Raw genomic sequence first — 25,902 nt, 5'->3', positions numbered from 1 at the left:
TCATATTTTTTTGAATGTCTTCAAAATTAGAATCTGAAGTGTGAGAACGCTTTGTTAGCTTCCGCCATTTTGTGCGTATCTTCTTTCTTCTTAACAGCAGCACCTTCACCTTTAGAAGCTGAAATGATTTCTCCTGCTAATTTTTCGAACATTGTTTTTTCACCACGTTTACGAGCGTATGAAATTAACCATTTCATACCCAAAGCAATTTTACGCTCTGGACGAACTTCCATAGGAACTTGGAAGTTGGCACCACCCACACGGCGTGATTTAACTTCAACAGCAGGCATAACGTTGTTCAAAGCTTTTTTCCAAGCTTCTAAACCGCTTTCTTGTGTTTTTTGTTCTACTAATTCTACTGCATCGTAAAAAATATCGTAAGCAATGGATTTTTTACCATCTACCATCATATTGTTTACGAAACGTGTTACCTGAACGTCGTTAAACTTTGGATCAGGTAAAATGATTCTCTTTTTCGGTTTTGATTTTCTCATTTTTCTTTCCTCCGTTTAATTATTTCTTTTTACCTTTTGCTGGAGCTGCCGCTGGTTGTCCTGGTTTAGGACGCTTAGTTCCATATTTAGAACGACGTTGGTTACGACCTGCTACACCTGAAGTATCTAATGCACCACGGATGATGTGGTAACGCACACCTGGTAAATCCTTAACACGACCACCACGGATCAATACGATCGAGTGCTCTTGTAAGTTGTGACCTTCTCCAGGGATGTAAGCGTTGACCTCTTTACCGTTTGTTAAACGTACACGAGCTACTTTACGCATTGCTGAGTTTGGTTTTTTAGGGGTAGTAGTATATACACGTGTACATACACCTCTTCGCTGTGGACATGAGTCCAACGCTGGTGACTTACTCTTATCAACCAGAGCTACTCTACCTTTTCTAACTAATTGTTGAATAGTAGGCATTTACCTGTTTTTGTTTATAAATTTGATACCTAAATTATTTTAAGTTCGCAAAGATACTGATTCCGTTTTGAATATTAAATAGTTAGTGTATAAAATTTAGATTATTTTTTCGCACTGACAGCTCTCTTTTCCCCGAGGCGGAGCCATTTCCCCTCGTGGTTTGACAAGTTCGCGCTCCTTCTTCTGGATATTCTCCATCGTCTAGATGATTTCGTCGGATGGAATTTTCATTTACTCACCTGTCGAAATCATTTCGACACACGACTAAGTCATTTTCCCTTGTGACGATATGGTTTTGTCAGGCGTCGGAATGATTTAGTCGCCTGTCTGTTCCGTTTTTTTCTTGGTCTGGATGATTTAGTCAGGTGGAATTTTCATTTCCCCACATGGAAAAATAGCTTCGACACTGGTTTGGCTCATTCCGACACGACGCAGAATTCATGTTTTACTTGGCGAAATGGAGTAAACACAGTGCGGAATGTTTTCTTTTTCGCGATAGCGCAATAATATGTAAGATTTGCTGTGATAATATTGCGCTCGCAAGTTTAGCAGCTGTTACTGGGTTAATATGATGTTGTCAAATAAGGACAATTCGGGCAATCTTGTTGAGCTGATCGTGAAAATAGACAGGCTCCGTGTATGAATCATAAACTATTCTTACCTTATTGATTACTAGTTATTCCGTATTTTTTCCGAAAAAATATTCTTCTACTGGTTTTCCAGTATATTGATCTTTTTGCGTGTTTTTGCAGCTATTTGGCAAGAGGTTTGTAAAACACGGACTGATAATTAACAGTAAAAACAAATTAAAATATTCAAGTTATGAAAATGAAATTAATGTATACAACGGTATTGGCGCTTGTGACCTTCGCTTTTGTGGGATGTTCAAAGGATGATGATCCAAAACCGGTGAGCTTCAAAGATCATGATATCACGGCAACAATCACTGTTTCGAAAGAGTTTAAAAAGGCTGAAAATGATAGATTTGACGTATCTATCAGTGGAATGAAAACGAATAGCGTTTTTGTGGATTGGAATGTAAATGGTGTGAAAGTGACTGATGATATTATAAACTTAGGAGCCGATGATTTTAATGGTGGAAAAACGGTCATTTTCAAATCATTGGAAAAGTTTCAGGTTGGTGATTTAACTATGAGTGGGATTAAATTTGGGGCTACACCATTTACCGTCACCTGGAAAATTGAAGATAATGGGAAAGTAGTGGAAGAAGGTAGCAAAGTGATCGTTAAGGGTGCTGATCCTAACTTTTTGAAAGTATTCAGATTTAGCGAGGTTGAATAAAAACAGCGTAATATTTCAAAAGTAATTACAAAATAAAAAAGGAGAATGAGTTCTCCTTTTTTATTTTGTGACGCTACGACAACAACGTAAAATCTATCTGCCTTTTATCCAGATCCACTTTCTTTACGAGGATCTGCACCTCATCACCCAGCTGGAATTTCTTTTTCTTCCGCTGGCCAATAATCGCATAGTTCTTCTCATCCAGTACATAGAAATCATCCGTGATATCGCGCAAGCGTACCATACCCTCACACTTGTTCTCCTGAATCTCCACATACATACCCCATTCGGTCACACCTGATACGATACCAGTATATTCTGTGCCAATCTGATCTTGTAGGAATTCTGCCTGTTTATATTTAATGGATGCACGTTCAGCTTCTGCTGCCTTTTTCTCCATCTGCGAAGAGTGCTCTGCCATCTTTTCATAGTGCTCGGCATTGACCTTGGTGCCACCATCCAGGTAGAACTGCAAAAGACGGTGCACCATCACATCGGGATAACGACGGATAGGGGAGGTGAAATGGGTGTAATAGTCAAATGCCAATCCATAATGGCTTGTTTTCTTCGTTGTATAGATGGCCTTGGCCATGGAGCGCACGGCCAATGAAGTCAGCATATTCTGTTCCTTGCTGCCTTCGATCTTGGTCATGATGGCATTGAGGGATTTCGCTGTTTCCTTGTCTGTTTTAATGGTCAGCTTGTGACCAAATCGTGCGGCAAATTGGGAAAATGTCGTTAAGGTCTCTGGGTTTGGTACATCGTGATAACGGTACACAAACGTTAATTTGTTTTTACCGCGACCTTGCTTTCCGATATATTCGGCCACCTTACGGTTGGCCAGCAACATAAAGTCTTCAATCAGCTTGTGGGCATCTTTACGTACTTTGGTATATACACCCGTAGGTTTGCCATTCTCATCCAGGGTGAATTTGACTTCCTCACTTTCAAATGCGATCGCTCCATTCTTAAACTTACGCTCACGAAGGATATAAGCAAGTTCATTTAATTTTAAAATTTCATGATTGAAATCACCGGATTTCGTCTCGATGACCTCCTGTGCTTCTTCATAGCTAAACCGTCTGTCCGAATGGATAATTGTACGGCCAAACCATTGATCATGTATCGTGGCCTTCTCATCGAGCTCAAATACTGCCGAAAAACAAAGTTTGTCTTCATGTGGCCGTAATGAACAGACGCCATTGGACAAACGTTCCGGAAGCATTGGAATAACACGGTCTACCAAATAAACGGATGTCGCACGGTTAAAAGCTTCTTTGTCCAGTTCGGTATCCGGAATCACAAAATGGGATACATCGGCAATATGCACACCGATCTCGTAATTGCCATTCTCCAGCTTTTGGAACGATATGGCATCGTCAAAATCTTTGGCATCGGCGGGGTCGATCGTAAAGGTTGGGACGCCTCTGAAATCACGTCTTTTGGCAATCTCTTCCTTGCTGATTTTCTCCGTGATCTTATTAGCTTCTTCTTCTACCTTCTTCGGGAATTCTAATGGGAAACCGTAGTCCGCTAGGATCGCATTCATCTCGGTGTTGTTTTCTCCTTTGACCCCAAGGACATGTTTGACCGTTCCTACGGGGTTTTTACTGCCACTCGGCCAGTCAATGATCGAAACCACGACTTTCTCCTTGTCCTTGGCACCATTCAGGTTATCCAAGGGGATAAAGATGTCGTGGAGCATCTTGCGGTCGTCGGCGATAAAAAAAGCGAAATTATTTGAGATGCTGATCGTTCCGGTAAAGTCGGTTTTGGCCCGTTGTAAGATTTCGACAACTTCGCCTTCTTTTTTACGGCCACCTTTTCTTTTCTCAAAAGTATGGACTTTGACAATATCCCCATGCAGGGCCTGTCTTAATTTACGGGGTGCAATATAGATATCGTTCTCAAACTCATCGTCTGGGATGATATAGGCGGAGCCGTCAGCGGTCATATCCACTTTTCCGGTCACATATACCTTAAGCTGCTTTAGGTTGAATTTTCCGCGCTCAACCTCGACAAATAGTCCGCTCCGGACATTGTCCTGCAAAATATCGGCAATAGCTACTTTGGAATCGTTGTCCGTCAGGTTCAGTTTGGAAGAAACTTGCTTGTAATTAAGCGGTTTGTTGTCTGATTTTTCGAAAATATCAATAATCAGCTGTGTTAGTACTTCTTTATAGGGATTTTCTTTTCTAGTCTTCATTCGTGTTATTTTTACGCATTTGTTTTGGCCTCCAAGGGCATTTGCATGGCCACCTCATACCCCTACAAGGTACAAAAAAATCAGCATTTGCCAGTATAATAGCCAAGCTAATCGGAGTGATTCCGATTCCCAAATTATAGACAGATCAAGCGGGAAATTGTTTTGTCGTTGTTCAGTGGATTTATTTTTTACAGTGATTACATACGCCCAGTGCGTTTACAGCAATCGCCTCCAGACTGAACCCATTGGGGATAGAAACTTTTGGTAACGTAATTTCATCCAAGCAATAAACGGAGTTGCATATCCGGCAGATGAAATGCACGTGCTGGTCATGGTGGTCGTGTTCGGAACAGTTGGTGGAACACATGGCATAGGTGGCGGTACCGTGTAGGTCAAAGATCTTATGGATAATACCTTTTTCCTCAAAACTGGCCAGCACACGATACAAGGTCACACGGTCGATATCCTTACCCAGTAATTTCTCCAATTCAGGCTGGGAGATGGCCGAATCTTTTGTTGAAATAATTTCAAGCACCTTCAACCGGGGCTGGGTGACTTTTAAGCTATTCCGTTTCAGAATTTCTGGATATACGGTATTGGATTGTTCCATGGACTTCTTCGTTAAACCTTAGATCAACGACAAAAATACGGAATTTATCCACATAAGAAAACCGATAAGGTTAAGAATATTGTCATCTTCCCCTTATCGGTTTAAAAACTATACTGAAATACAGCTTATTTTATTTACCTGCAGCTTTTGCGTGGTCAGCTAAGAATGTGGCTAAACCGCTATCTGTCAAAGGATGTTTCAATAAAGATAAAATTGCCGACAATGGGCCTGTCATTACATCTGCTCCGATTTTAGCACAACCTAAGATGTGTGCGCTATGGCGTACAGAAGCGGCCAAGATCTGCGTTGGATATTGGTAGTTATCATAGATCAAACGGATATCTTCGATCAATGCCAACCCGTCAGTTGAGATATCATCCAAACGGCCAATAAAAGGAGAAACATAAGTTGCGCCTGCTTTTGCGGCCAATAAAGCTTGTCCGGCAGTGAATACTAATGTACAGTTTGTTTTAATACCTTTTTTGCTGAAATATTTAATTGCTTTCACACCATCTTTGATCATAGGAACTTTGACCACGATCTTGCTGTCAAGAGCTGCCAAGGCTTCGCCTTCTTTGATCATTTCTTCATAAGTAGTCGAAATAACTTCAGCACTCACGTCGCCGTCAACAATAGCACAGATTGCTTTGTAGTGGTTGATTACGTTCTCATCACCGCTGATACCTTCTTTAGCCATTAAACTTGGATTGGTCGTTACACCATCTAATACGCCTAAATCTTGGGCTTCCTTGATTTGCTCTAGGTTCGCTGTGTCAATAAAAAATTTCATTGTGTATGTTATTGAATGATAATTATTTGATTATTTTAACGTTCGAAATAATAGGTGCAAAGTTATTGATTATATTCCAGTATTACACATTGATTTCAATGAATTGCATCATTATTTTTGCAAATTAGAATCTCTTCTCTTTCTTTTTTGTTATACTTTTATAGTATTATCTTTCAATATGCAGGTTTTTAGGTCTCTCCATTATAGAAACTTCCGTTTACATGTTATAGGACAAGCAATTTCCCTGATGGGAACTTGGATGCAACGGATAGCGATCAGCTGGCTGGTGTATGAACTGACAAGTTCTGTGTTTTGGTTGGGTTTCGTTCAGTTTATTTCCCTATTGCCCTCGTTGGTGTTGTCGCCATTTATCGGAAGCTTCGTCGATAAGCACAAAAAATACAAATTGGTATTATTGACGCAGATCGGCCTGATGATACAGGCCGGTATACTCACTTTGGTGGTTTACCTCAAGTGGGAGAGTGTCCTGTGGCTCTCGGTCCTTGGTCTGATACAAGGGGTCATCAACTCCTTTGATGTGCTCGGCAGGCAGTCGTTGATGATGTATCTGGTCGGTGACCGTAAGGACTTGCCAAATGCGATTGCACTCAATTCCACCATCTTTAACGCTGCACGGATGCTGGGACCTGCGATTGGGGGCATTTTGCTCAGTACTTATGGCGAATTGGTCTGTTTCGCATTGAATTTTATCAGTTTTGTACCGGTTATCATTACCTTGTTAATGATGCAGGTGGATGAAACTAAAGGGCAACTCAGTAAAGGGAGCAACTGGGAAGGCTTGGTTGAGGGGTTCCGCTACCTCAAGCGTTCGCCACATATCTCCTCCTTGATTATTATCATGACGTTCTCCAGTTTGATTGTGATCCCTTATACCTCGCTCTTACCGGCCATAGCAAAAGAAATGTTCCATGGGGATGAACGCACATTCTCCTGGTTTGAAAGTGCAGCTGGATTGGGAGCCATGATCGGTGCATTTAATATGGCTCGCTTGAAGTCAGGATCAAACCTACGGTATCAGGTGATGGGGGCTGCTGCATTGATGGGATTGGCCTTGCTCTTCCTTGCTCATTCGAGCATGTTGCAGATGGCGCTCGTCTATGTCATGCTGGTTTCCTTTGCAATGATGATGCAGAACTCGAGTATCAATACGTATATTCAGACCCATGCCATACCGATATACCGGGCCCGGGCTATTTCATATTATGTCATGGCCTTCCAGGGAATTTTTCCGATAGGAACATTGATGATCGGCTCCCTGGCCAGTTATTGTGGTTTAAGGGCGACTTTATATACCATGGGGGGATTGGGGATATTGATCGCTATCCTCTATTATACTTACCTTCGTCTACATATTCACAAAAGGCTTTTTAAATTCTAGTATTGCGTAGTTAGTCGTGCGATTTTGCTAGAGCAAGCGGGCGGCTTACTTACTCTTGATTTTTCGGTCGCGTAAGCGTAATGTCTGCTTGGCGTAATCAATGACGGCACCGTAGTTGGCAAAAATATCACCCCCCAACACCCCAATGACGGGATCAAGTTCCATTTGCCCGTAGGCATAATTGATGGAACTTAAGTCCAATACTGCGGTTTTTAATTTGTTGATTCGCCAGGTGCCGATCGCCAGGCTAGGGATTTCCATTGTAAAGCTCTCCATGGAATTGGTACCGAGACCTGTTGAAAGGGTTTCTGAGGGCTCCAGCAGCAACTGATCTTCAAGAAGATGTGCCATTTGGGTTTTGTCAAATACAGTTTTGGATGCCCCCGTGTCGATCACCATTTTAAAATTGCGTTCGTATAGCGTTACATCAACTAGAATATGCGTTCCTTGCCCCTGAAGATCCAAGATTTGAAATGGTACTTTCGTCATATTCCCAAACATAGCCAAAAATTAAATAAAAAAAAATTTTGACGCCGGCTTATTATCTTCACCTCGAAGGTAAATTTAGGTTGTCATCTGTCAGATAGATGGTAACGGATAAATAATCTATTCCTTTAATGGCGAACTATAGCGTGGGGGCGTCCGGTCGGGATATGACAAAAAAGGCTGTCATTTTAAAATTAACAGCCTTTTTTTCGTTTGCCTATACCAATTATAATGCGTTGATTTCTTTCAATACGTTATTCATGGCGCGTACCGCATCGGCACTCTTACTGAATTTTTCTTTATCCTCCTCATCCAACTGCAATGGAATAATACGGTCCCATCCTTTTTTGTTAATGATAACCGGAACACCCAGGTTAATGTCTTCTTGTCCAAATTCCCCTTCGAGGTAAACGGAAGCAGTGAATAATTTACCTTGGTCGCGCACGATGCTTTCCACGACCGCAGCAGTAGCGGCACCAGGGGCGTACCAAGCTGAAGTGCCAATCAGACTGGTTAATGTGGCCCCACCGACCATCGTCTTATGGACGATCTCTGCCTGCTCCTCGGCTGTAAGGAAGTTGCTGACCGGAATGCTGTTCCACGTGGAGTGCTTGATCAACGGAATCATGGTGGTATCACCATGGCCACCAATGACAATGGCGTTGAGATCCGCCGCCGAAGCATTTAATTTTTCACTCAATTGATATTTGAAGCGTGCAGAGTCCAATGTTCCTCCCATTCCGATAATCCTATTTTTAGGCAAGCCACTCGATTTGAGCGCAAGATAAGTCATCGTATCCATTGGGTTCGATACAATAACAATAATGATATCGGGAGAGTGTTTTACTAAATTCTCTACCACTGATTTGACGATATTTGCATTTGTTCCGATCAATTCCTCACGGGTCATTCCCGGTTTACGGGGAATACCAGAAGTAATGACAGCAACAGTGGAGCCCGCAGTCGACAGATAATCATTGGTTACACCTTTGATTTTGGATTCAAATCCCAATAGAGCCGCCGTTTGCGCCATATCTTGCGCTTTCCCTTCCGCAAATCCTTCCTTGATATCCAATAATACAATTTCTTCGGCGACATTTCGACGGATTAAATTGTCTGCTGTAGTTGCGCCTACAGCTCCAGCACCAACAATAGTTACTTTCATATGTAAATTATTTGTTTATTATGGGCATATGGAATATCCAGTCCATTTTCACGAATGCTTGTACCGTTCTTTTGCGTGGATATTTCATGAGCATTAATGTGGATTAGTAAATAATGCTTGAATTTAATGAATTATTATCAGTAAATCAATCAATTTCACGGGAATAACTTGATTTTGGTTTAGAAAGGATATCCAATAGCTAAATTGAACATCAGGTTATCTTTTCGCCACTTCGAACTGCCAAAATCTATATCTTTAAATACCCAACGTTCTCCTTTTGGTAAGTAAGGGATACGGAAGGGAATCGAAAAATCCGTCCGGACAATTAGGAAAGTAAAGTCAAAACGTAAGCCGGCGCCACCACCTACGGCAAGTTCATTTAGAAAGTTTTTACTGAACTTGGCTCCGGGTTTGTTGACATCTTCACGTTGTAACCAGACGTTACCGGCATCAATAAATGCTGCCCAATGTACAAAACCAGCCAGCTTAGCCCGGTATTCGGTATTCAATTCCAATTTGATGTCACCGGTTTGATCAGCATAAAACAAACCATTACTCAGTTTTTCCGGAGCAAGGGTTCCCGGACCAATAGCGCGGGCGCCGAAAGCACGGATACTGTTTGGACCGCCGACATAATATTGTTTCAAATAGGGAAGGGAACGCGAGTTTCCATAGGAATAACTCAGACCGAGGCTCACCCTTGAGGCCAGTTGTGAATTCTCCGATAACTTAAGATAATGTCTTCCGTCACCGCTTATTTTGATATATTGAGAGAAGTATGCGTCGAATAACTTGAAGGTTTTGCCTTTATTAAAATCCGCTCCCTTGATCAGGCCGAGGATATTTCCCGACAGGTCTAGATTTCCTTTGAAATAGAACGTATTCTTCAAATGCTGCTTCATCGTATTCTGGAACGTGAAGTTGTAATTTGGTCCGATCGTAAACTGGGGATCGATCGCATGCCGCAAAGCAGGGATCGTATCCATTTGCTTTTGGTAAGTCTCCGAAATGCCTTTCGGCTGTACATAGGTAATTTCCAGTAAAGCCAAATCATGCTGCTTTTCTTCCGATTCCTGCCAGATGTAGCCATAATCCAATGCAATGGAATTGAGGGTATATGCCTTGCGGCGGTTCAAGAATTCGTATCGGCCTTTCACATAGGTTTTGGGAATAAAACGACGCGAGGGATTGATATGCCCGAAAGGAGAGAGTATCCTCGGAAAAGTTATTGTAGCTTCCATTCCGTAGCGGTAATAACTGGAATTTAGATCCGCATTTCCTCCAGTCTGGGTTTCATATCCGCCAAAGACGTTAAAGCTCAATTGCTCAGCGCCTTTAAATGCATTGCGCAACGTCCAGTTGACGTTGACCTCTGTACCGTTGTAGACTGATGCCATTTTTCCTAAAAGCTCTACCCGCAACGATTTTTTCGGCAACGGTGTCAGATAGTAGTAGACATCCAGTGCATTGGGGACTTCCTTGCTATCGACAAAATTGTTCTTTACAAATTTCCAGCTATTCAGGTTTACCAAATGACTGATTGTCTGATTGTGTGCCGTACGGTTATAGACATCCCCCGGCTTAAAGAAAATATGGTTGGCAATGACCGGCTTGCGAAAGGTACGCCTTCGATCAATAAAATAATAACTGCTGTCAAAGAGTTCGGCATTGCGCGTTGACCGCTGGTAGCCCGAACTGGTTTCTGTGTAGTTGGGGAAAATATAGATCTTATTGATTTTAGACGGAACCTTTGCTTGCGCAGGGGTCTCTTTTTTCACCGTCACATACATGTCTACCCGATTATTTCGATGTGAGCTATCGACTTCCACCAAAATATAATCCGGACTAAAATAGTAGTAGCCTTTGTTCTTAAGGTCATTGTCAATACGGTCGCGCTCATTCAGAATAACATCAAGACTGTAATTTTTCCCGATCTGGAGTAAGCTTTTGTCTGAAGATGAAAGAATATCCCGCCCCAATTGGCTAGTGCTATCTATGTCAAACTTGACCGATTGTATCCTATAGATCAGATTCGGTTTAGCCGTATAATTGATAGTTGCCTTTTTTTCTTCGACCAGGGTGTCTGATCTAACCTCGGCATTGAAAAAGCCAATGTTCTCCATGCGGTTACGTAGCAGATTTTCATTGTACTCACGGTTGACGTCGCTCAGCAGTACGGGTTCTTCTCCAATTTTCTTGAAGAATCTTTTGATCATGTTTTTGTTAGCGGAATCTCCGGCCATATTGTTAAAATATAGCTTAAATGGGACACCCGCCAGGCGCTTATTGGGTTTTGGCATCAAGGACGACTGGAGATAGGTCGAAAGTTTTTTCTTGTTCTCTTTTGAAATGGTGTCTGAATCTATAATGACATTGCCTTTGACATACAGGCTTTCCCCTTCTTTCAAATTCTTGGTAGAAGAGCAGGATGCCATGATCGTAGTCAGTGTCAATATTCCAATAGCAAATTTCAGCTTAGCTCGCATGATAACTCCTTTCCTCATCTTCATTTTTAATCGCAGTCGTTCTGATCGTATCTAAATTTGTTTTTGGACCCTGATTTTTTGGTGCATTCTTGCTTGAGTCCAATTCTTGTTTACGTTTTTCTTTTTCGCGTTCTTCAATACGTTTTCGATATGCTGGGCTATGGAGCATCAAACTGTCTCTAATGACTGTACGTACGCTGTCCCGATAGACCGAGTCGGTCTCCATCCGCTCCACATTAAAGCGTTTTCTAAACCCTTTGCTGTCGGTATCATAGTACTCTTTGAGTTTTTTTGAACTCATCCATATCTCTTTAAACTTATTATAATCCATATTAATAATGAATCCGATACCGGTCTCCACATATTGCCCTTGAAGGGTCACCTGATATTGGTTTTTACGATACATACGGGCAAAATAGCGGCCATCTTGTGAAAGTTGGTAATCCAATTGAATATCGCCGGCGATATTATTGGATGCTTCGCCAGGACGGGTATTGCCTTCAACTTCAAAATTGGAACCTATCGTAATTTTTAACCGGTCATTGAGGAGCATTTTTGAGACACCGATATTCAGATCTGTCCTTGTCTGCCCAGCCCCGGTAGTATAGTCCTCTTCAGAAGTCAAGTTGAAATCCAATTCTACACCCGTAATTAATTCTGAAGCCAAACGATTTAACTGTCCACTCAAAAACGAACTGATGCTATTTCTGACAATGGCTTCTGTGCCGCCGCCCCCGGATAAACTTTCAAATGGATTAGTTGACATAAATCTTCCCAATACAATGAGTGAGAATACCTGCTTATTAAGTTCTGACGGGTTTTCGCGGAGGGTAGTCAATGCATTATTTACTTTACTGACCACATCTTGAGACACAATAGAGTTGTTCTCATCCAAATCAATGTCAAAACCCAATTGCGGCTGGAACAGTTTATCCGTAATTTTTAGCAACACGTTGAATGGCACACGTTGTTTATACAGATTTGAGTTTTCCGAACCCAATTGCGTCGCGACTAATTCCAAGGTAGGTGCTTTGGTCGTATATGCTGCTGTGATATTCAGTCGTGCATCCAGGGGATCTCCATTCCAGGTGATGGTACTTCCTTTTTGAAAAGTAAAATCTTTTTTCACTGGACCAAAGCTAAATGAGTAACTTCCTTTGTCTACAGTAAATGTTCCGGACAAAGTAATTTTACTGCTGGCATCTATGCCGGCATTTAATTCCGCCTGACCTTGGATATTAAGGGCATCCTGCGAGCCTGCATCCAGAAGGATTTTAAATTTAGCCTCTTTGTCCGTCTGCAGGTTCAGATCCACATCCATTCCTGTCAATTTGGTAACGGTCATCGAATCCAGCTTGGCAAATATATTCGCACGGGTTGTATCACTCTTATCAACAAATTCGACCACCCCTTTGCGGTCAGCCATCCCCGGGTTTTCATTAGGCATGACAAAGGTGAAGTCAGTTTCGTCAAGTACTTTAATTGTTCCATCGACAACAGGCTTATCTAGGTTTCCTCTGATCCGCAGATTGGAGGTTAGGTACATCTTGCCATAGAACATGTCGTTGTCTGTCTGGGTAGAGTTTAACACCTCAAAATTGTCGGTATTGACGTTGAGATTAAAATCAAAATCAGTATAGGTTTTTGTATCGATCGAACCCGTCACCTTAGCGATATTTCCTTTTTTATCTTCCAATGCAAATTTTGGAAAGCTGATCCCGCTATTATCAAAATGCACTGTCTCATCTTTTGCTTTGAAAAGGGCGTTGAGCATTGCAATGTTAAATTGAGCATCTTTAAACTTGACATCGCCAGCTATAAGCGGTTTGGAAGGGGAGCCTGTTATTTTTAATTGACCTTCGAGGTTTCCTTTTGATTCCTTCAGATAGCCCAAACTAAATGCTTGCACAGTCTGCATGGTCAATGGCTGAATATCCAAGGTGAAATCCAGACTCGATTCTCCTTTGGGTGGACTGATAAAATCCCCGCTTAACACCACATTGTTGCCATTTTCGCTGATACTGATGTTTGCATTATAGGTATTTTCCTTTTCATTATTGACTTTGATGTTCACGTTTCCAACGGTATCTTTTCCGACATAGAATTTATCGATGACCAGATCCGAAACAAATACAGGATTACTTTCCAGTCGTGATATCGTAGCCTGCCCATTGATGCCACCGCCCAAATCCATAATATCGCTTTCGAGCATTTTACTTATAGTCTCAATACGGAAATTATTGAAGGAAATATTGACAGGCGAATTCAAAACGCTGTCCTGCGAAGAGATACTCAATTCTTGTCCCTTGTTGCTCAGGACAAAGTCTTTTGCCTGAATCCCCGTACTTCCAAATTTGAGCACGTTGGACGGATTTACGGTCCATTTGTCGTAGTTCAGCATGAGTCCGTCCTGGAGTAGACTAAAGACAAAAGCCCCATTGTCCACGCGCATATTGGCACCTAAATGATATTGTTCCTTCTCTTTCTTATCCTTGATCCATAACCCGAAATCCAGGTTATTCTGGATGACCTTACCACTAAACACGGTATTGACTAGTTCAATATTACTGACCTTGATCTTATTGATCAGAGCAGAATAATAAAGGGTGCTATCCAAGGTATTGATATCCAGGGTAACGTTATTTATTTCTGTTCCGTTATAGATTATTTTAGGGGCATCCAGTTTGGCCAATATGGTTTTCGTCGCACTATTGAACATTCCATCTAAGGTGATATCTTTCATTTCTGTCAATTCCGGAACAAAATCCTGTACAAATTTGGTCCGGGTCAATTGTGCTGAAAACTCAATGTTCTGTGGTTCATAAGGTGGTACCTTTACTGGTTTCCCAGGTTGATAATAAACTTGTAAAATATCCTGAATGGCATTTTGTAGCTCTAGAATCTTATATTTCCCGACCAAGTGGGCATTGAAAAAAGCAGATTTAAGAAGCAACAAATTTCTGGATGTATCCGATTTTGCAATCAGGGAAATACTGTCCAAAGAATAATAGGCATCGTTGTAGGCAATTGATGAGTTGGTGATATGTGCCTCCCCATTGAGAAAGTTTGGATCAGCTGACGTAAAATGCCCGACCATCTTACCGTGGTATTTAAAATCATCCGCCATTAACTTCAGATTTTTGAGGTTGATGGTATCCACCATCAATTCAAAATCCACCTGGGGATACTTGGATTTCATATTGGCCGTGGCATCCAGTTTCAGCTTAATATTGGGGTCAGGGCTCACGACCGATGCTTTGATATCACCTTTGTCTGCGGTGAGATTCATATCGATATTCTGATACCGATAGCCCATGGCATCCATGCGGTTTACTTTACCATCGAAATTGGCGACAAGTTTCTTGGGATCCGTGCCATGTCCTTTTATTTTTCCTTCAAAGGAAAGTATCCCTAAGGTACTGTCCATTTTCATAATCTTCCCAATATCAAAATCGCGTATGCTAACAAGAGCATCATAGCTGGTATCTCTGTTTGCCATGCTGACTTTACCGTCAAATTTTGCTGTTCCTTTTTCGGTCACTAGTGAGAGATTGGTGTCAAAAGCAGTCATACCGCCTTTAAAGGTACCTGTTAGTCCGATCGTATTTGGCAGTTCGATATTAGCTGGAAGCATGGATTTCGCAACGAGTTTTTCAATATCCGAACGTCCTGTGGTTAATTTTTTCAGATTCAGGTCCATGGACATTTTATCCACATTTGGCAATCCTTTCAGTCGCATACTGGCGATTACCCGTGTATTGGATAGGGTCTGGAAATCAATATTAGGAATATTGAGGTCGTTTAACTTGCCGATCACACGTCCATCAATATTGAACTTTTTGTCCATCAAGGGTTTCATGACCTGCATCGTATCAAGGAAAGGAGCAAAGTAATAAATGTCGCGCATATCGACATGGCTCTTTTTAAGCGTCGCATTCACATAGATCAATTCCGGTTTTTTGGTAATGATATCCAGGGATGGGTAGGTTACTTTGAAGTAGTCCCGAATCAGTGTACGCGGTGTTTCCGCGTAGAGGTTTTTAATTTCTGCCCCGGTATTTGTATACTTGAATTCACCTTTGAGCTGTTTGATAACCAAGCCTGAGTGATCGGATGCGGTCAGCTCGTTCAGTGACCCACTAATGGAGTCCGCACTATAATATAAGTCGGTTAGATTGGTTTTTATCCCCGGAATTTTAATATTGAAATAATCAAAGCCTTTCATGCGGGCCTGATTGTCATCCCGATAAGCCAGAGCAGTATTATTGATCGTGATGTCTTTGGCAGAGACGATCCACTTGATTTTTGTGGTATCCGTTGGGGTATTGCCCGTAGGCGTAGGCTGTGTTTTCTTCGCTATTTTTCCAAAGAGCACCTCATTGTCGGAGCCATCGAGCTGGATGGTTTGAATATCAACTAGCTCCTTGTTTAAATCAATCTTGTTGATATCTGCTCTTAGATTTTTGATGTTAAACTTTGTTTTAAGCGAGCTGGATTGATCCTCATAGCGGACAAGGATATTGGCAAGGTCGGCAATTTGTATTCCCACATCCGGAAGAAGGGTAGTGGTTTGTGCGGTTTTGTCCGTAATGCCAAAATCTTCGACCGATGGAGCAGTACCATCCACGACAGGTTTCCATTGTTTTACGGTCGCATTCAAACCGTCTATTTTTACCTTCGGTAGGTTGAAGGCCATATTTTTGGTCAGGTCAAATTTTTTAATATTGGTATTTAGCGTGCCCAGATATACATCAGCGCTTGTTCCAATAACATCGTCAGCATAAACGATATGAGCTTTATCAAGCTTTACCTTATCCAGATTAAAAATGAGGGCAGAAGTGGTATCTGCCGTAGGTTTACTTTCCTTTTCGGAGGCAAATGCTTTGACGATATAATCAAAATTAAAGGAACTGTCAGGCAATGTTCTTCGAATTTTTGTAGTGATCCCCTCCGCTTCGATACTTTGGATTTCTACGGTGTTTTTCAGAAGCTTGAGCATGTTGATGTCCACAGCAATACTTTTTCCGGCAACGAGCGTGTCCTTGCTCTGATCCTCCATATAGATATCTTGCAACACTAACTTTTTCGGAAAATCAATATTGATGTAACCGATTTTAACCGGAGTGCCTATTTTACCTTCGACATAATGCGTTACTTTTCCGGCAATATAGTTTTGAACGGCGGGTATCCGGATTAAAAATACAACTAGAATAATCAGCGCAATTATTACTCCAATAATCCACAATATTGTTTTGAATGCAATTCGGGTAAATCTGTTCAACGTATAATTTGATTTAAGTATCTATTAATAAAAACTAAAACGGAAAAAAGTTTGCAAAGTTTTTCAGATATTAAGTTATATCCCCGCCATTTCAGCAAACTAAGATAAATTTGCTTGTATATGCAAGTTTAATTTCTGCTACATAACGTTTAATTTGCGCTACATATATGCATATGTAAACCTTGAACCGTCCTCCATCTCCCGCTAAATTCCCTGCTATCGAGGAGGTATTCTATAAACCCATCAAATAATTGACCAAACCATTTTTGGAGTATAAAGTTTTTTATTTTTTAATTTTATACTAACAAAAACATACAATCCCTATCAATTTCTTAACAATAGGAATTTCTCCCTGACAGGATCCTGTCGTTTTTGTTTGGACGAACAGGACAATTACGCCATCAGTTTTTTGTATTTCCCCCAATTTTCAAATACGACCCATAGCCAAATGACGAAAAGTACGGCCCAGATAATTAATCCCTGTTGGCTATAAAAAACCATATTATGCGTAAAAATACCAATTAGTATTGGCAGGATAACTAGTGCACCAACAGTTCTTGTTTTAGGGAACAGAAATAACAATCCACCGATGATTTCGATGACACCGACAAGGGGCAACAACCATTTTATTGTGCCGAAAGCTTCAAATACCTTTTGCATGTCCATGTCCATTGGTGGGATAGGCATATAATGAAGGATTTTATCTAAGCCTGCATTTATAAAAAGCAGACCAAACAAAACGCAAACAATATTCTTTAGGATTTTCATGATCATAAATTTTTAAGGTCAAATTAGTTGACAGTGATCGTTGTCGGTGGTTCTGAGGGACCATCCTTTTTATCCTCTTCCTTCTTTTCGCTATTGCGTTCTACCGTAATTGTGCATTCGGTGAGCAAGGCTGCCACGGCGCCAATTGCGGCAAATACCGGCGCCAGGATCAGTCCGATCGCGCCAACTGTAATCGGAAAACTCATGATTTCTTTACCATGCTTGTCCGAGATACTGATTTTATTTACATTACCCTCTGCAATGATTTCTTTGATCTTTTGTAAGAGGTTTTCTCCGTTGATTTGAAATGTTTCCTTGAATCCCATAATGATATAATTTAAGTTCGTTCTTATAAAGTTATTCATTTTTTTACAGGAATCCGTATAAAGTTAAAAATCAACAATGAAGCTGGCATATAAAAGGAGTACGATTCTACCAAGCCATAAACGGACAGGAAAGTGCACCTCAAAAAAAAAGTCCCGCGTGCTTCGCGGGACTTTGAAAAATCAGGATATTATGGGTTTTAACCTAAAGCTGTTAAGCTTTCTTGAAGGATCTTAATTTTAGTTTCTGCGTCTGCCTTCTTGCTTTTTTCGTTTTCAACGATTTCAGGTTTTGCATTTTGTACAAAGCGCTCGTTTGAAAGCTTTTTGTCTACAGACACTAGAAATCCTTTCAGGTAATCCAGCTCTTTTTCGATACGCTCACGCTCAGCATCGACGTCGACATTATTTTCCAATAATACATAGCATTCATCTTTTCCTGCCAGGAAGCTTGTTGCGCCGGCTACTTTTTCAGTCACAAAAGTGACCGACTCCAGGTTGGCAATTTTTGTGATGATGGCAATATATTGCCCAAGATCAATATCAGATTGTTGATTAATCGCCAGCGGTAATGCTACTTTTGGAGAAATGCCTTTTGAGTTGCGAATATTACGCACTTCGGAAATGATTTGTTGCGCTACCGCAAAATCTTTGATAACCTGCTCCTCAAAAGCGCTGACTTTTGGGAATTCAGCAACAATTATACAGTCTTTCTCTTCTTTTGTACCGAACAGTTCATCATGCCACAGTTCCTCCGTTAAGAAAGGCATAAACGGATGTACCAACTTCAACACACGTTGAAAGAAAGATGTTACTGTGTCTAGGGTTTCCGAAGCGATAGGTGAACCATAAGCCGGTTTGACCAATTCAAGATACCAGGCACAGAAATCGTCCCAAACCAATTTATAGGTTGTCATCAGGGCATCTGATAAACGATAGTGTTTGAAGTTTTCTTCAATTTCAGCCAATGCCTGGTTGAATCTTGCCTCAAACCATGACGCGGAAATTTTATCGGATTCCGAAGCCGGAGCATCGGTAATCTCCCAGCCTTTTACCAGACGGAAAGCATTCCAGATCTTATTGGCGAAGTTACGGCCTTGGACACAAAGCTCAACATCAAAAGGCAGGTCATTCCCTGCAGGAGCTGTCAATAACATGCCCATCCGTGTTGCATCGGCACCATATTCATTCATTAGATCAATCGGATCAGGTGAATTACCTAAAGATTTTGACATCTTGCGGCCTAGCTTGTCGCGGACAATACCAGTGAAATAAACATTTTCAAAAGGCAATTGTCCACGGAATTCGTAACCCGATACGATCATACGTGCTACCCAGAAGAAAATAATATCCGGTGCAGTGACTAGATCTTGCGTTGGGTAGTAATAGTTGATCTCTTCATTTTCAGGTTCATTAATACCATTGAATACCGAAATTGGCCATAACCAAGCTGAAAACCAGGTATCAAGCACATCTTCGTCCTGACGTAGATCTGCAAGTGTTAGACCCGCATTGCCCGATTTTTGCTGTGCCAGTGAAAGCGCTTCTTCGGCGGTCTGTGCAACGACAAAATCATCGTTACCATCACCATAGAAATAAGCAGGTATTTGATGTCCCCACCACAATTGTCTTGAAATGTTCCAATCTGTTACATTTTCCATCCAGTTGCGGTAGCTATTTTTGAATTTCGTTGGATGGAATTTAATGGTATCGTCCATGACATTATCCAGGGCAGGTTTTGCCAGGTCTTCCATTTTCAGGAACCATTGGTTGGAGATTTTTGGTTCAATAACCGCACCGGTTCTTTCCGATGTGCCGACATTATTGGTATAGTTCTCTACTTTCTCCAGCAATCCCTTTTCTTCAAGTTCCTTTTCAATCTCTTTACGGACTTTGAAACGATCCATACCGGCATAATGTAAGCCGTTGTCATTTAACTTCGCTTCGTCTGTAAAGATATCCACAAATTCCAGATCATGCTTTTTACCGAGTTCGTAGTCATTGACATCGTGCGCCGGAGTTACTTTAAGGCAACCCGTACCAAATTCAAGATCCACATATTCATCTTCGATGATATTCACTTTACGGCCTACAATCGGTACGATTACCTGTTTTCCTTTTAACCAGGTATAACGTTCGTCGTTTGGATTGATACATACAGCTGTATCACCAAAGATTGTTTCTGGACGGGTTGTGGCAACGACAATATATTTGTCCGTTCCTTCAACCTGATATTTTAGATGGTATAATTTACCGTTCTTTTCCTTGTAAATAACTTCTTCGTCGGAAATATTGGTTTTTGCTTCTGGATCCCAGTTAACCATGCGGTAACCACGATAGATTAATCCTTTATTGTAAAGGTCAACAAATACACGGATTACTGATTGATACAATTCAGGATCCATGGTAAAACGGGTACGGTCCCAATCACAGGAGGCACCTAGTTTTTCCAGTTGCTTTAAGATAATGCCACCGTACTTTTCTTTCCATTCCCAAGCATGCTTTAAAAAATCCTCACGCGATAGGGATTTTTTATCAATGCCTTGCTCCTTTAACATAGCGACGACCTTAGCTTCAGTGGCAATGGAGGCGTGATCAGTCCCCGGTACCCAACAAGCGTTTTTACCCTGCATACGTGCGCGGCGAATCAAAACGTCTTGAATGGTATTGTTCAGCATATGACCCATGTGCAATACGCCAGTGACATTCGGTGGCGGCATTACAATCGTATAAGGTTCACGTTCGTCAGGAGTAGACCGGAAAAATCCGTTCGCTTTCCAATAGCTGTACCATTTTTCTTCAGCTTCTTTTGGATTGTAAGTTTTCGCTATGCTCATTTTAAATTTTATATTCAAATTTTTAAGGAATACAAAAGTAAGGAATTCTATGTTATTTTCCTTGTTATCATTGATCTTGTTGTTGATTGTAGATCAAAGACCAAGGATAGGGGTGCAATACTCAAACCTTAATACTTTTTTAATCTTTTCTTCATATTACTAGTCAATTAGCCTAGTTTTAATGTAAATTAATGTAAATTTGCCTGTTTTATTTTTACACGAAAGGATGCAACGATTTGCGAACGAACTTAGAGCGTTAACACAATATTTCTTGTTTTGGCTAATTATCTGTTTTCTAGATAGATTTATTTTTATTTTTGCTTTTTTTGAGAAGATCGGAGCGGGGCATTTCACCGAAATTTTTAGAATTTATTTTCATGGATTAAGCCTTGATTTTTCAGCAGTATCCTATATTTGCGCCCTTCCATTTCTTATTTATTGTATTCTGGGATTCTTTCCAAAGGTTCAACCAAAACGTACTATCCTTGATATTTATACCGTTATTGTACTCGTTTTATTTTTCGTAACCAGCTTTATCAATGTCAATATCTATCGCGAATGGGGCGACAAAATATCAAAACGTGCGATAGATGCTTTCTTGGCTTCGCCTTCAGGAGCTGTAGCTTCAGCGGAATCTACACCGGTTTTTCTTCCGATATTGGGTATGTTAGCGGGCATATTCTGTGGCTATTTTCTCTATCGCTGGATGTTTAAAAAGGTACATTTTTATAATGTTAAATCACCGATTGGCAATTTTTTCAAATTGGTGGTAGGCGCCTTTGTTCTTTTTACCTTTATCCGCGGGGGCTATGGCCGCGCGACACTAAACCCCAGTAAAGCTTATTATTCCGAAGTGACCTTTTATAATCATGCGGCGGTGAATACACAGTGGTCGCTTTTGCGTGACTTTTTTACGAAAAGCACCAAGTTAAAAAGCCCATATGATTTCTATGGATCGGACGATAGGGCTATTCAGGAACAGCTAAAGCCAGTTTTTCAGAGCCAGCCCGATTCTGCAGTTGAGGTATTATCCACCACACGTCCGAATGTTGTGATCATCATGCTGGAAAGTTTTGTCGGTGATCTTGTTCAATCTTTGGGCGGTGAGAAGGGAATTGCACCGCATATGGAAGAACTGATCAAAGGGGGGATTTTATTTGATCATATCTATTCGGCGGCTGACCGTTCGGATAAGGGGATGGTTGCTATTTTAAGCGGCTTTCCGGCCCAGGGACCGGAAAGTATCATTAAATATATTGACAAACATGAAAACATGCCTGCTATTGGGCAGGAATTTGATCACGCAGGCTATGAAACCTCATTTTATCATGGCGGACAAAGTGAATTTTATAATTTCAAGTCCTATATGCTGACACACGGTATCTCCAAAGTAGTTGATAATGGCAGTTTTGGACTGGATGCCGAAAGAGCTTCCTGGGGCGTATACGATCATGTCGTGTTTAATCAGATGATCAAAGATTTTAACAAAGAAAAACAACCGTTTTTTTCAACAATCTTTACCTTAATCAATCACGAACCATTCGAATTAAAGCATGGTTACAAATTTGGCAGTACCAATAATGCGGATAAGTTTAGAAGCACGGCCAACTATACGGATTCGGCTGTTTTCGATTTCATTGGCAAAGCCAAAAAGGAAGCATGGTATAAAAATACGCTTTTTGTCATTGTTGCGGATCATGGACATCGGTTGCCCTCGGAAAAATGGGAGCTTTATCACCCGAATAGATTTCATATTCCATTGATCTTTTTTGGCGATGTGATTAAGCCTGAATATCGGGGCAAAATCTTCGATCGCATCGGAAATCAAACAGATTTAGCAGCCACGTTATTGACGCAACTCAAGCTCCCGACCAATAGATATCATTGGAGCCGTGATTTATTTAACCCAACGACATCGCAAATTGCGTTCTATAACTCCAAAGACGCCTTTGGTGCAATCACAGCCGAGCAGGCGGTATCTTTTGATAATGTGGGCCGAATTATCAATTATCGAGCTAACAAAGATTATCCTGCAGCTAAAACAGACAGTATTTTAAATATTGCCAAAGCATATTATCAACAGGTCTATCGTGAATTTCTAAAATATTAACCGGATGAAATTAAGAGGAATACTAGCACCCTATATTGCAGTCGCCATTCGTTTTGCCTTTCTTTTAATCATTTATGCCCTGCTGAGATGGGGGTTTTACCTATTGAATTCCTCCTTATTTCCCAACGTAAATGCGGGAAAACTGTTTGTGATGTTTGGCGGGGGCATCCGTTTTGATACCGTTGCTTTGCTCTATCTGAATATTCTCTACATTGTTATGCAAACGGTACCCGGACCATTCATCTATAATCCGACCTATCAGCGGGTTTCCAAATGGATCTTTGTCGTAGTCAATTCACTGGGGATCGCGTTGAATCTAATCGACTATGCCTATTATCCTTTTACACTAAAACGGACGACAGGTACGGTGCTAAGTCAATTCTCAAATGAATCCAATCTTTTTAAATTGGCATTTGACTTTTGTCTTGATTATTGGTATCTCCTGCTGGTATTTGCACTGCTCGTTTATGGCCTGTCCAAATCGTATCGGTTGATCCAACTGGAACAACCAAAACGTTATTCCTGGAAGCCTTTCCTGATTCAGCTTCCTTTCTTTCTACTGACCGCTTTTCTTTTTATAGGTGGTGTCCGGGGTGGATGGGCACATAGCACCCGTCCGATCACTTTGAGCAATGCCGGTGATTATGTAGATACCCCCGAGGAAATGAATATTGTGCTGAATACGCCATTTAGCATTTTGAAAACTTTAAAAGCCGTGAGCCTTAAACCAGTGAATTATTATCCGGAACAGGAGCTGGTAAAGCTTTATGATCCAATTCATCTGCCGCAAACGGACAAGCCCTTCAATAAAAAGAATGTCGTTGTCTTGATTTTGGAGAGTTTCGCGAAAGAACATTTTGGTGAATTGAACAAAGACATTCAAGGTGGTCAATACAAAGGCTATACACCTTTTCTAGATTCGTTGATTCGCAATGGCTATACCTTTACAGATACTTATGCCAATGGTCGTAAATCCATTGATGCATTGCCTTCGGTCATTACGGGTATCCCTTCCATCGGTGAGCCCTTTGTACTCTCGGTGTATTCTGGTAATGAGACGACCAGTCTAGCTAAACTGCTGGGGAAAAAGGGCTATGAGACTGCATTTTTTCATGGTGCTCCAAACGGAAGTATGGGCTTCTCGGCCTATATGAAACTAGCGGGAATCCAACACTATTTTGGCAAAACCGAATACAATAACGATCAGGATTTTGACGGTATCTGGGGAATCTGGGATGAACCCTTTTTACAGTTCACCGCCAATAAGATCAATACGTTAAAACAGCCATTTTTTGCAAGTTTCTTTTCGCTGTCATCACACCATCCTTTTAAGGTGCCTGAAAAGTATCAGGGGAAATTTCCCAAAGGACCACTGCCGGTACAGGAGCCGATCGGCTATACCGACAATGCCCTGCGTGAATTTTTTGCGACGGCCTCTAAAATGCCCTGGTTCAACAATACCTTATTTGTAATCTGTGCCGATCATGCCACTGTAAGTTACCTGCCGGAGTATCAGACTACAGCGGGTGGTTTTCAAATTCCGATCATATTTTATGCCCCCGGAGATGGATTGGTCGGCAAAGCGGATAAATTGGTCCAACAAATTGATATTATGCCGACAGTCTTAAATTACCTCCATTACGACGAACCTTATTTTGCATTTGGCGCTGATGCATTTAAGCCGGGGCGGGATAATTTTGTGCTGAACAATAATGCAGGAAGCTATAATTTTTATTATAAAGATTACATGATGTCTTATGATGGTCTTAAACCGGTATCTCTTTATAATATGAAGCAAGATCGTTTGATGAAACAAGATTTACTCAAACAGCATCCCGCGATCCTAGATACAATGGAAACCAAGATGAAAGCTTTTATTCAGCAATATAACAATCGAATGATTGAAAATAAGCTGACCTATAAAAAATAGGCCAGCTTACTCCGGTTGTCTTTGCTGAAATTTAGCCCTGATACTCCTGTCAACAACAAATAAGGCGAGGCCATAGATAATATAAATCAGAGGTAGCGTAAATAGGACCAGGAGGATATAACCCCTGGCGTTATGCGCAAAAATGCCATTGACCAAGTAATTTGCCAGACTGGTCCAAAACCAGCAAAAGCCGTAAAATGATGCCGGTACAATAAGATTTCCCAGCAGTAGCGCATAGCGATAAGCACCGGTTTTGTATTTCTTGTAGATATACCTGATGTGTAAATAAAGCAGGAGAATGGATCCGATCAGGGCAAGGACTTCGGGATGGATCCAAAGGAGTGCCTTTGCGGGGAGCGCTATTTTTTCACCTACCTCGATTTTAAAACTGCTTTGTTTTCCGGGGGATTCAATGATCCAGTGAACGAGCGTGTCTGTTTGCTGTTTAGGAGCGCCCAAATTCTGCGCATAAGCCTTCATCTTATTTCCCGTATGCAGGTGTAGGTCAATAGGACCAAAAGACGACCAGTACTTGGAGGGGAATAGGAGGTATTCAATTTGGTATTTCGTCAGAATATCCCTTCGATCAAAGCCCATAAAAGCACGGTACTGAATTTTAATACTGTTTTCACCCTTGTGAAGTTTGGCTGTAAAATAAAAGGCGTCATTTAGGTTAATTTGCTCCCATTCCGCATTTCCATAGCTGATCTCATAGTAGCCATCTTTGAACCGTAAAAACGGTAATTTAGGATTTTTTTGATCTAATGGAATAGATTTAATCTCTTTTTGGTTAACAGTCACGTTTTCTAATCCATCTAAATTGAGCGCAAGAAACACCAAGGGAAAGTCCATGTTTTCCTCGGTATGGATGATATATTCTATATTGAATTGGCTCTGATAATCATAATCTACCGTGTCGCGCACAAGGTGTATATCAATTCGTTCGCGAAGTACTTTTGCTTTACTCGAGGGAACCAATTGGGCCGTAATGCTATGGGGACCAAATGGATTGGCCATGTTGGCTGAGAGTGCCAACACCGAAAGCAAAAGAATAATCGTTAGACCTATTATCTTACTGTTCATAATTGTTTATTTAATGCATCTTCCATTCCGCTGGCTATAAATGAACCTCGTAGGCTTATTTAATTCGCTGATAGCTTCTTAGCAAACAAATATCTACAGGTGAAAGTATAAATTAAAAAGAAGAAATGAAAACCTTGATATAGATTCGCAGCGGCAAGTTCGGCAAAAGGTACGTTGGACGGTCTAATGTGGTGCGGGA

At 41.1% G+C, this 25,902-nt stretch carries 17 protein-coding genes; 4 read left to right on the top strand and 13 right to left on the bottom strand.

The genetic code is table 11. The features are described from left to right. Nucleotides 1–26: 26 nt before the first annotated feature. Nucleotides 27–494 (bottom strand): 30S ribosomal protein S7, encoded by a 468-nt coding sequence (gene rpsG / locus G6053_RS25755; RefSeq protein ID WP_077437603.1) that lies wholly within the window; start codon nt 492–494, stop codon nt 27–29. A 19-nt stretch (nt 495–513) separates the two neighbouring features. Next, nucleotides 514–927, bottom strand: coding sequence for a 30S ribosomal protein S12 (rpsL, locus tag G6053_RS25750; RefSeq protein WP_108636809.1), 414 nt, complete (start codon nt 925–927; stop codon nt 514–516). Nucleotides 928–1,749: 822 nt separating this feature from the next. On the opposite strand from rpsL, the gene G6053_RS25745 reads away from it, so the two are divergent. Next, the gene (locus tag G6053_RS25745) at nt 1,750–2,229 is read left to right on the top strand and encodes a hypothetical protein (RefSeq protein ID WP_165309030.1); all 480 of its coding nucleotides are present in this window, start codon (nt 1,750–1,752) and stop codon (nt 2,227–2,229) included. Nucleotides 2,230–2,302: 73 nt separating this feature from the next. Here G6053_RS25745 and rnr read toward each other — a convergent pair whose 3' ends face one another. The 3 genes from rnr to fsa all read right to left on the bottom strand — a co-directional run bounded on the left by rnr (nt 2,303) and on the right by fsa (nt 5,835). Continuing rightward, nucleotides 2,303–4,435, bottom strand: a complete 2,133-nt coding sequence (gene rnr / locus G6053_RS25740) for a ribonuclease R (RefSeq protein WP_165309029.1) — start codon at nt 4,433–4,435, stop codon at nt 2,303–2,305. A 181-nt stretch (nt 4,436–4,616) separates the two neighbouring features. Further along, nucleotides 4,617–5,045, bottom strand: coding sequence for a transcriptional repressor (locus G6053_RS25735; RefSeq protein WP_108636812.1), 429 nt, complete (start codon nt 5,043–5,045; stop codon nt 4,617–4,619). 130 nt (nt 5,046–5,175) lie between these two features. Then, on the bottom strand, nt 5,176–5,835 hold the full coding sequence (fsa, locus tag G6053_RS25730) for a fructose-6-phosphate aldolase (protein ID WP_121126753.1): 660 nt from the start codon (nt 5,833–5,835) through the stop codon (nt 5,176–5,178). Between the two features lie 178 nt (nt 5,836–6,013). Between fsa and G6053_RS25725 the strand changes: the two genes are divergently transcribed. Further along, nucleotides 6,014–7,234 (top strand): MFS transporter, encoded by a 1,221-nt coding sequence (locus G6053_RS25725; protein WP_108636814.1) that lies wholly within the window; start codon nt 6,014–6,016, stop codon nt 7,232–7,234. A 45-nt stretch (nt 7,235–7,279) separates the two neighbouring features. Here G6053_RS25725 and G6053_RS25720 read toward each other — a convergent pair whose 3' ends face one another. The 7 genes from G6053_RS25720 to G6053_RS25690 all read right to left on the bottom strand — a co-directional run bounded on the left by G6053_RS25720 (nt 7,280) and on the right by G6053_RS25690 (nt 20,580). After that, nucleotides 7,280–7,735, bottom strand: a complete 456-nt coding sequence (locus G6053_RS25720) for a retropepsin-like aspartic protease (protein WP_241254839.1) — start codon at nt 7,733–7,735, stop codon at nt 7,280–7,282. A 211-nt stretch (nt 7,736–7,946) separates the two neighbouring features. Beyond that, a complete protein-coding gene (locus G6053_RS25715) occupies nt 7,947–8,885 on the bottom strand; it encodes a malate dehydrogenase (RefSeq protein WP_165309028.1) in 939 nt (312 codons plus the stop codon). A 179-nt stretch (nt 8,886–9,064) separates the two neighbouring features. After that, complete coding sequence (locus G6053_RS25710; protein WP_165309027.1) at nt 9,065–11,395, bottom strand: BamA/TamA family outer membrane protein; 2,331 nt, start codon at nt 11,393–11,395, stop codon at nt 9,065–9,067. Then, nucleotides 11,361–16,652: a translocation/assembly module TamB gene (locus tag G6053_RS25705; RefSeq protein ID WP_165309026.1), complete on the bottom strand. Its 5,292-nt coding sequence runs from the start codon at nt 16,650–16,652 to the stop codon at nt 11,361–11,363. Before G6053_RS25705 ends, G6053_RS25710 begins: the two co-directional genes overlap by 35 nt. Before the next feature lie 393 nt (nt 16,653–17,045). Further along, a complete protein-coding gene (locus G6053_RS25700; RefSeq protein WP_165309025.1) occupies nt 17,046–17,420 on the bottom strand; it encodes a MauE/DoxX family redox-associated membrane protein in 375 nt (124 codons plus the stop codon). A 23-nt stretch (nt 17,421–17,443) separates the two neighbouring features. Next, nucleotides 17,444–17,785 (bottom strand): DUF4342 domain-containing protein, encoded by a 342-nt coding sequence (locus G6053_RS25695; protein WP_241254838.1) that lies wholly within the window; start codon nt 17,783–17,785, stop codon nt 17,444–17,446. Nucleotides 17,786–17,943: 158 nt separating this feature from the next. After that, complete coding sequence (locus G6053_RS25690; RefSeq protein WP_165309024.1) at nt 17,944–20,580, bottom strand: valine--tRNA ligase; 2,637 nt, start codon at nt 20,578–20,580, stop codon at nt 17,944–17,946. Between the two features lie 226 nt (nt 20,581–20,806). On the opposite strand from G6053_RS25690, the gene G6053_RS25685 reads away from it, so the two are divergent. Both G6053_RS25685 and G6053_RS25680 read left to right on the top strand, forming a co-directional pair. Then, nucleotides 20,807–22,690, top strand: coding sequence for an alkaline phosphatase family protein (locus G6053_RS25685; RefSeq protein ID WP_165309023.1), 1,884 nt, complete (start codon nt 20,807–20,809; stop codon nt 22,688–22,690). A 4-nt stretch (nt 22,691–22,694) separates the two neighbouring features. Beyond that, nucleotides 22,695–24,620, top strand: a complete 1,926-nt coding sequence (locus G6053_RS25680) for an alkaline phosphatase family protein (RefSeq protein WP_165309022.1) — start codon at nt 22,695–22,697, stop codon at nt 24,618–24,620. Nucleotides 24,621–24,626: 6 nt separating this feature from the next. On the opposite strand, the gene G6053_RS25675 is transcribed toward G6053_RS25680, so the two are convergent. After that, entirely contained in the window at nt 24,627–25,703 is a 1,077-nt protein-coding gene (locus G6053_RS25675; protein WP_165309021.1) for a hypothetical protein, read from the bottom strand. Nucleotides 25,704–25,902 lie beyond the last annotated feature (199 nt).

It is taken from the genome of Sphingobacterium sp. DR205, from assembly GCF_011064245.1.
In the GTDB taxonomy this organism is placed as follows: Bacteria; Bacteroidota; Bacteroidia; order Sphingobacteriales; family Sphingobacteriaceae; genus Sphingobacterium; species Sphingobacterium athyrii.
Note: the sequence above shows the minus strand (reverse complement) of the source record. Positions and strands in the feature narration are given on the sequence as shown.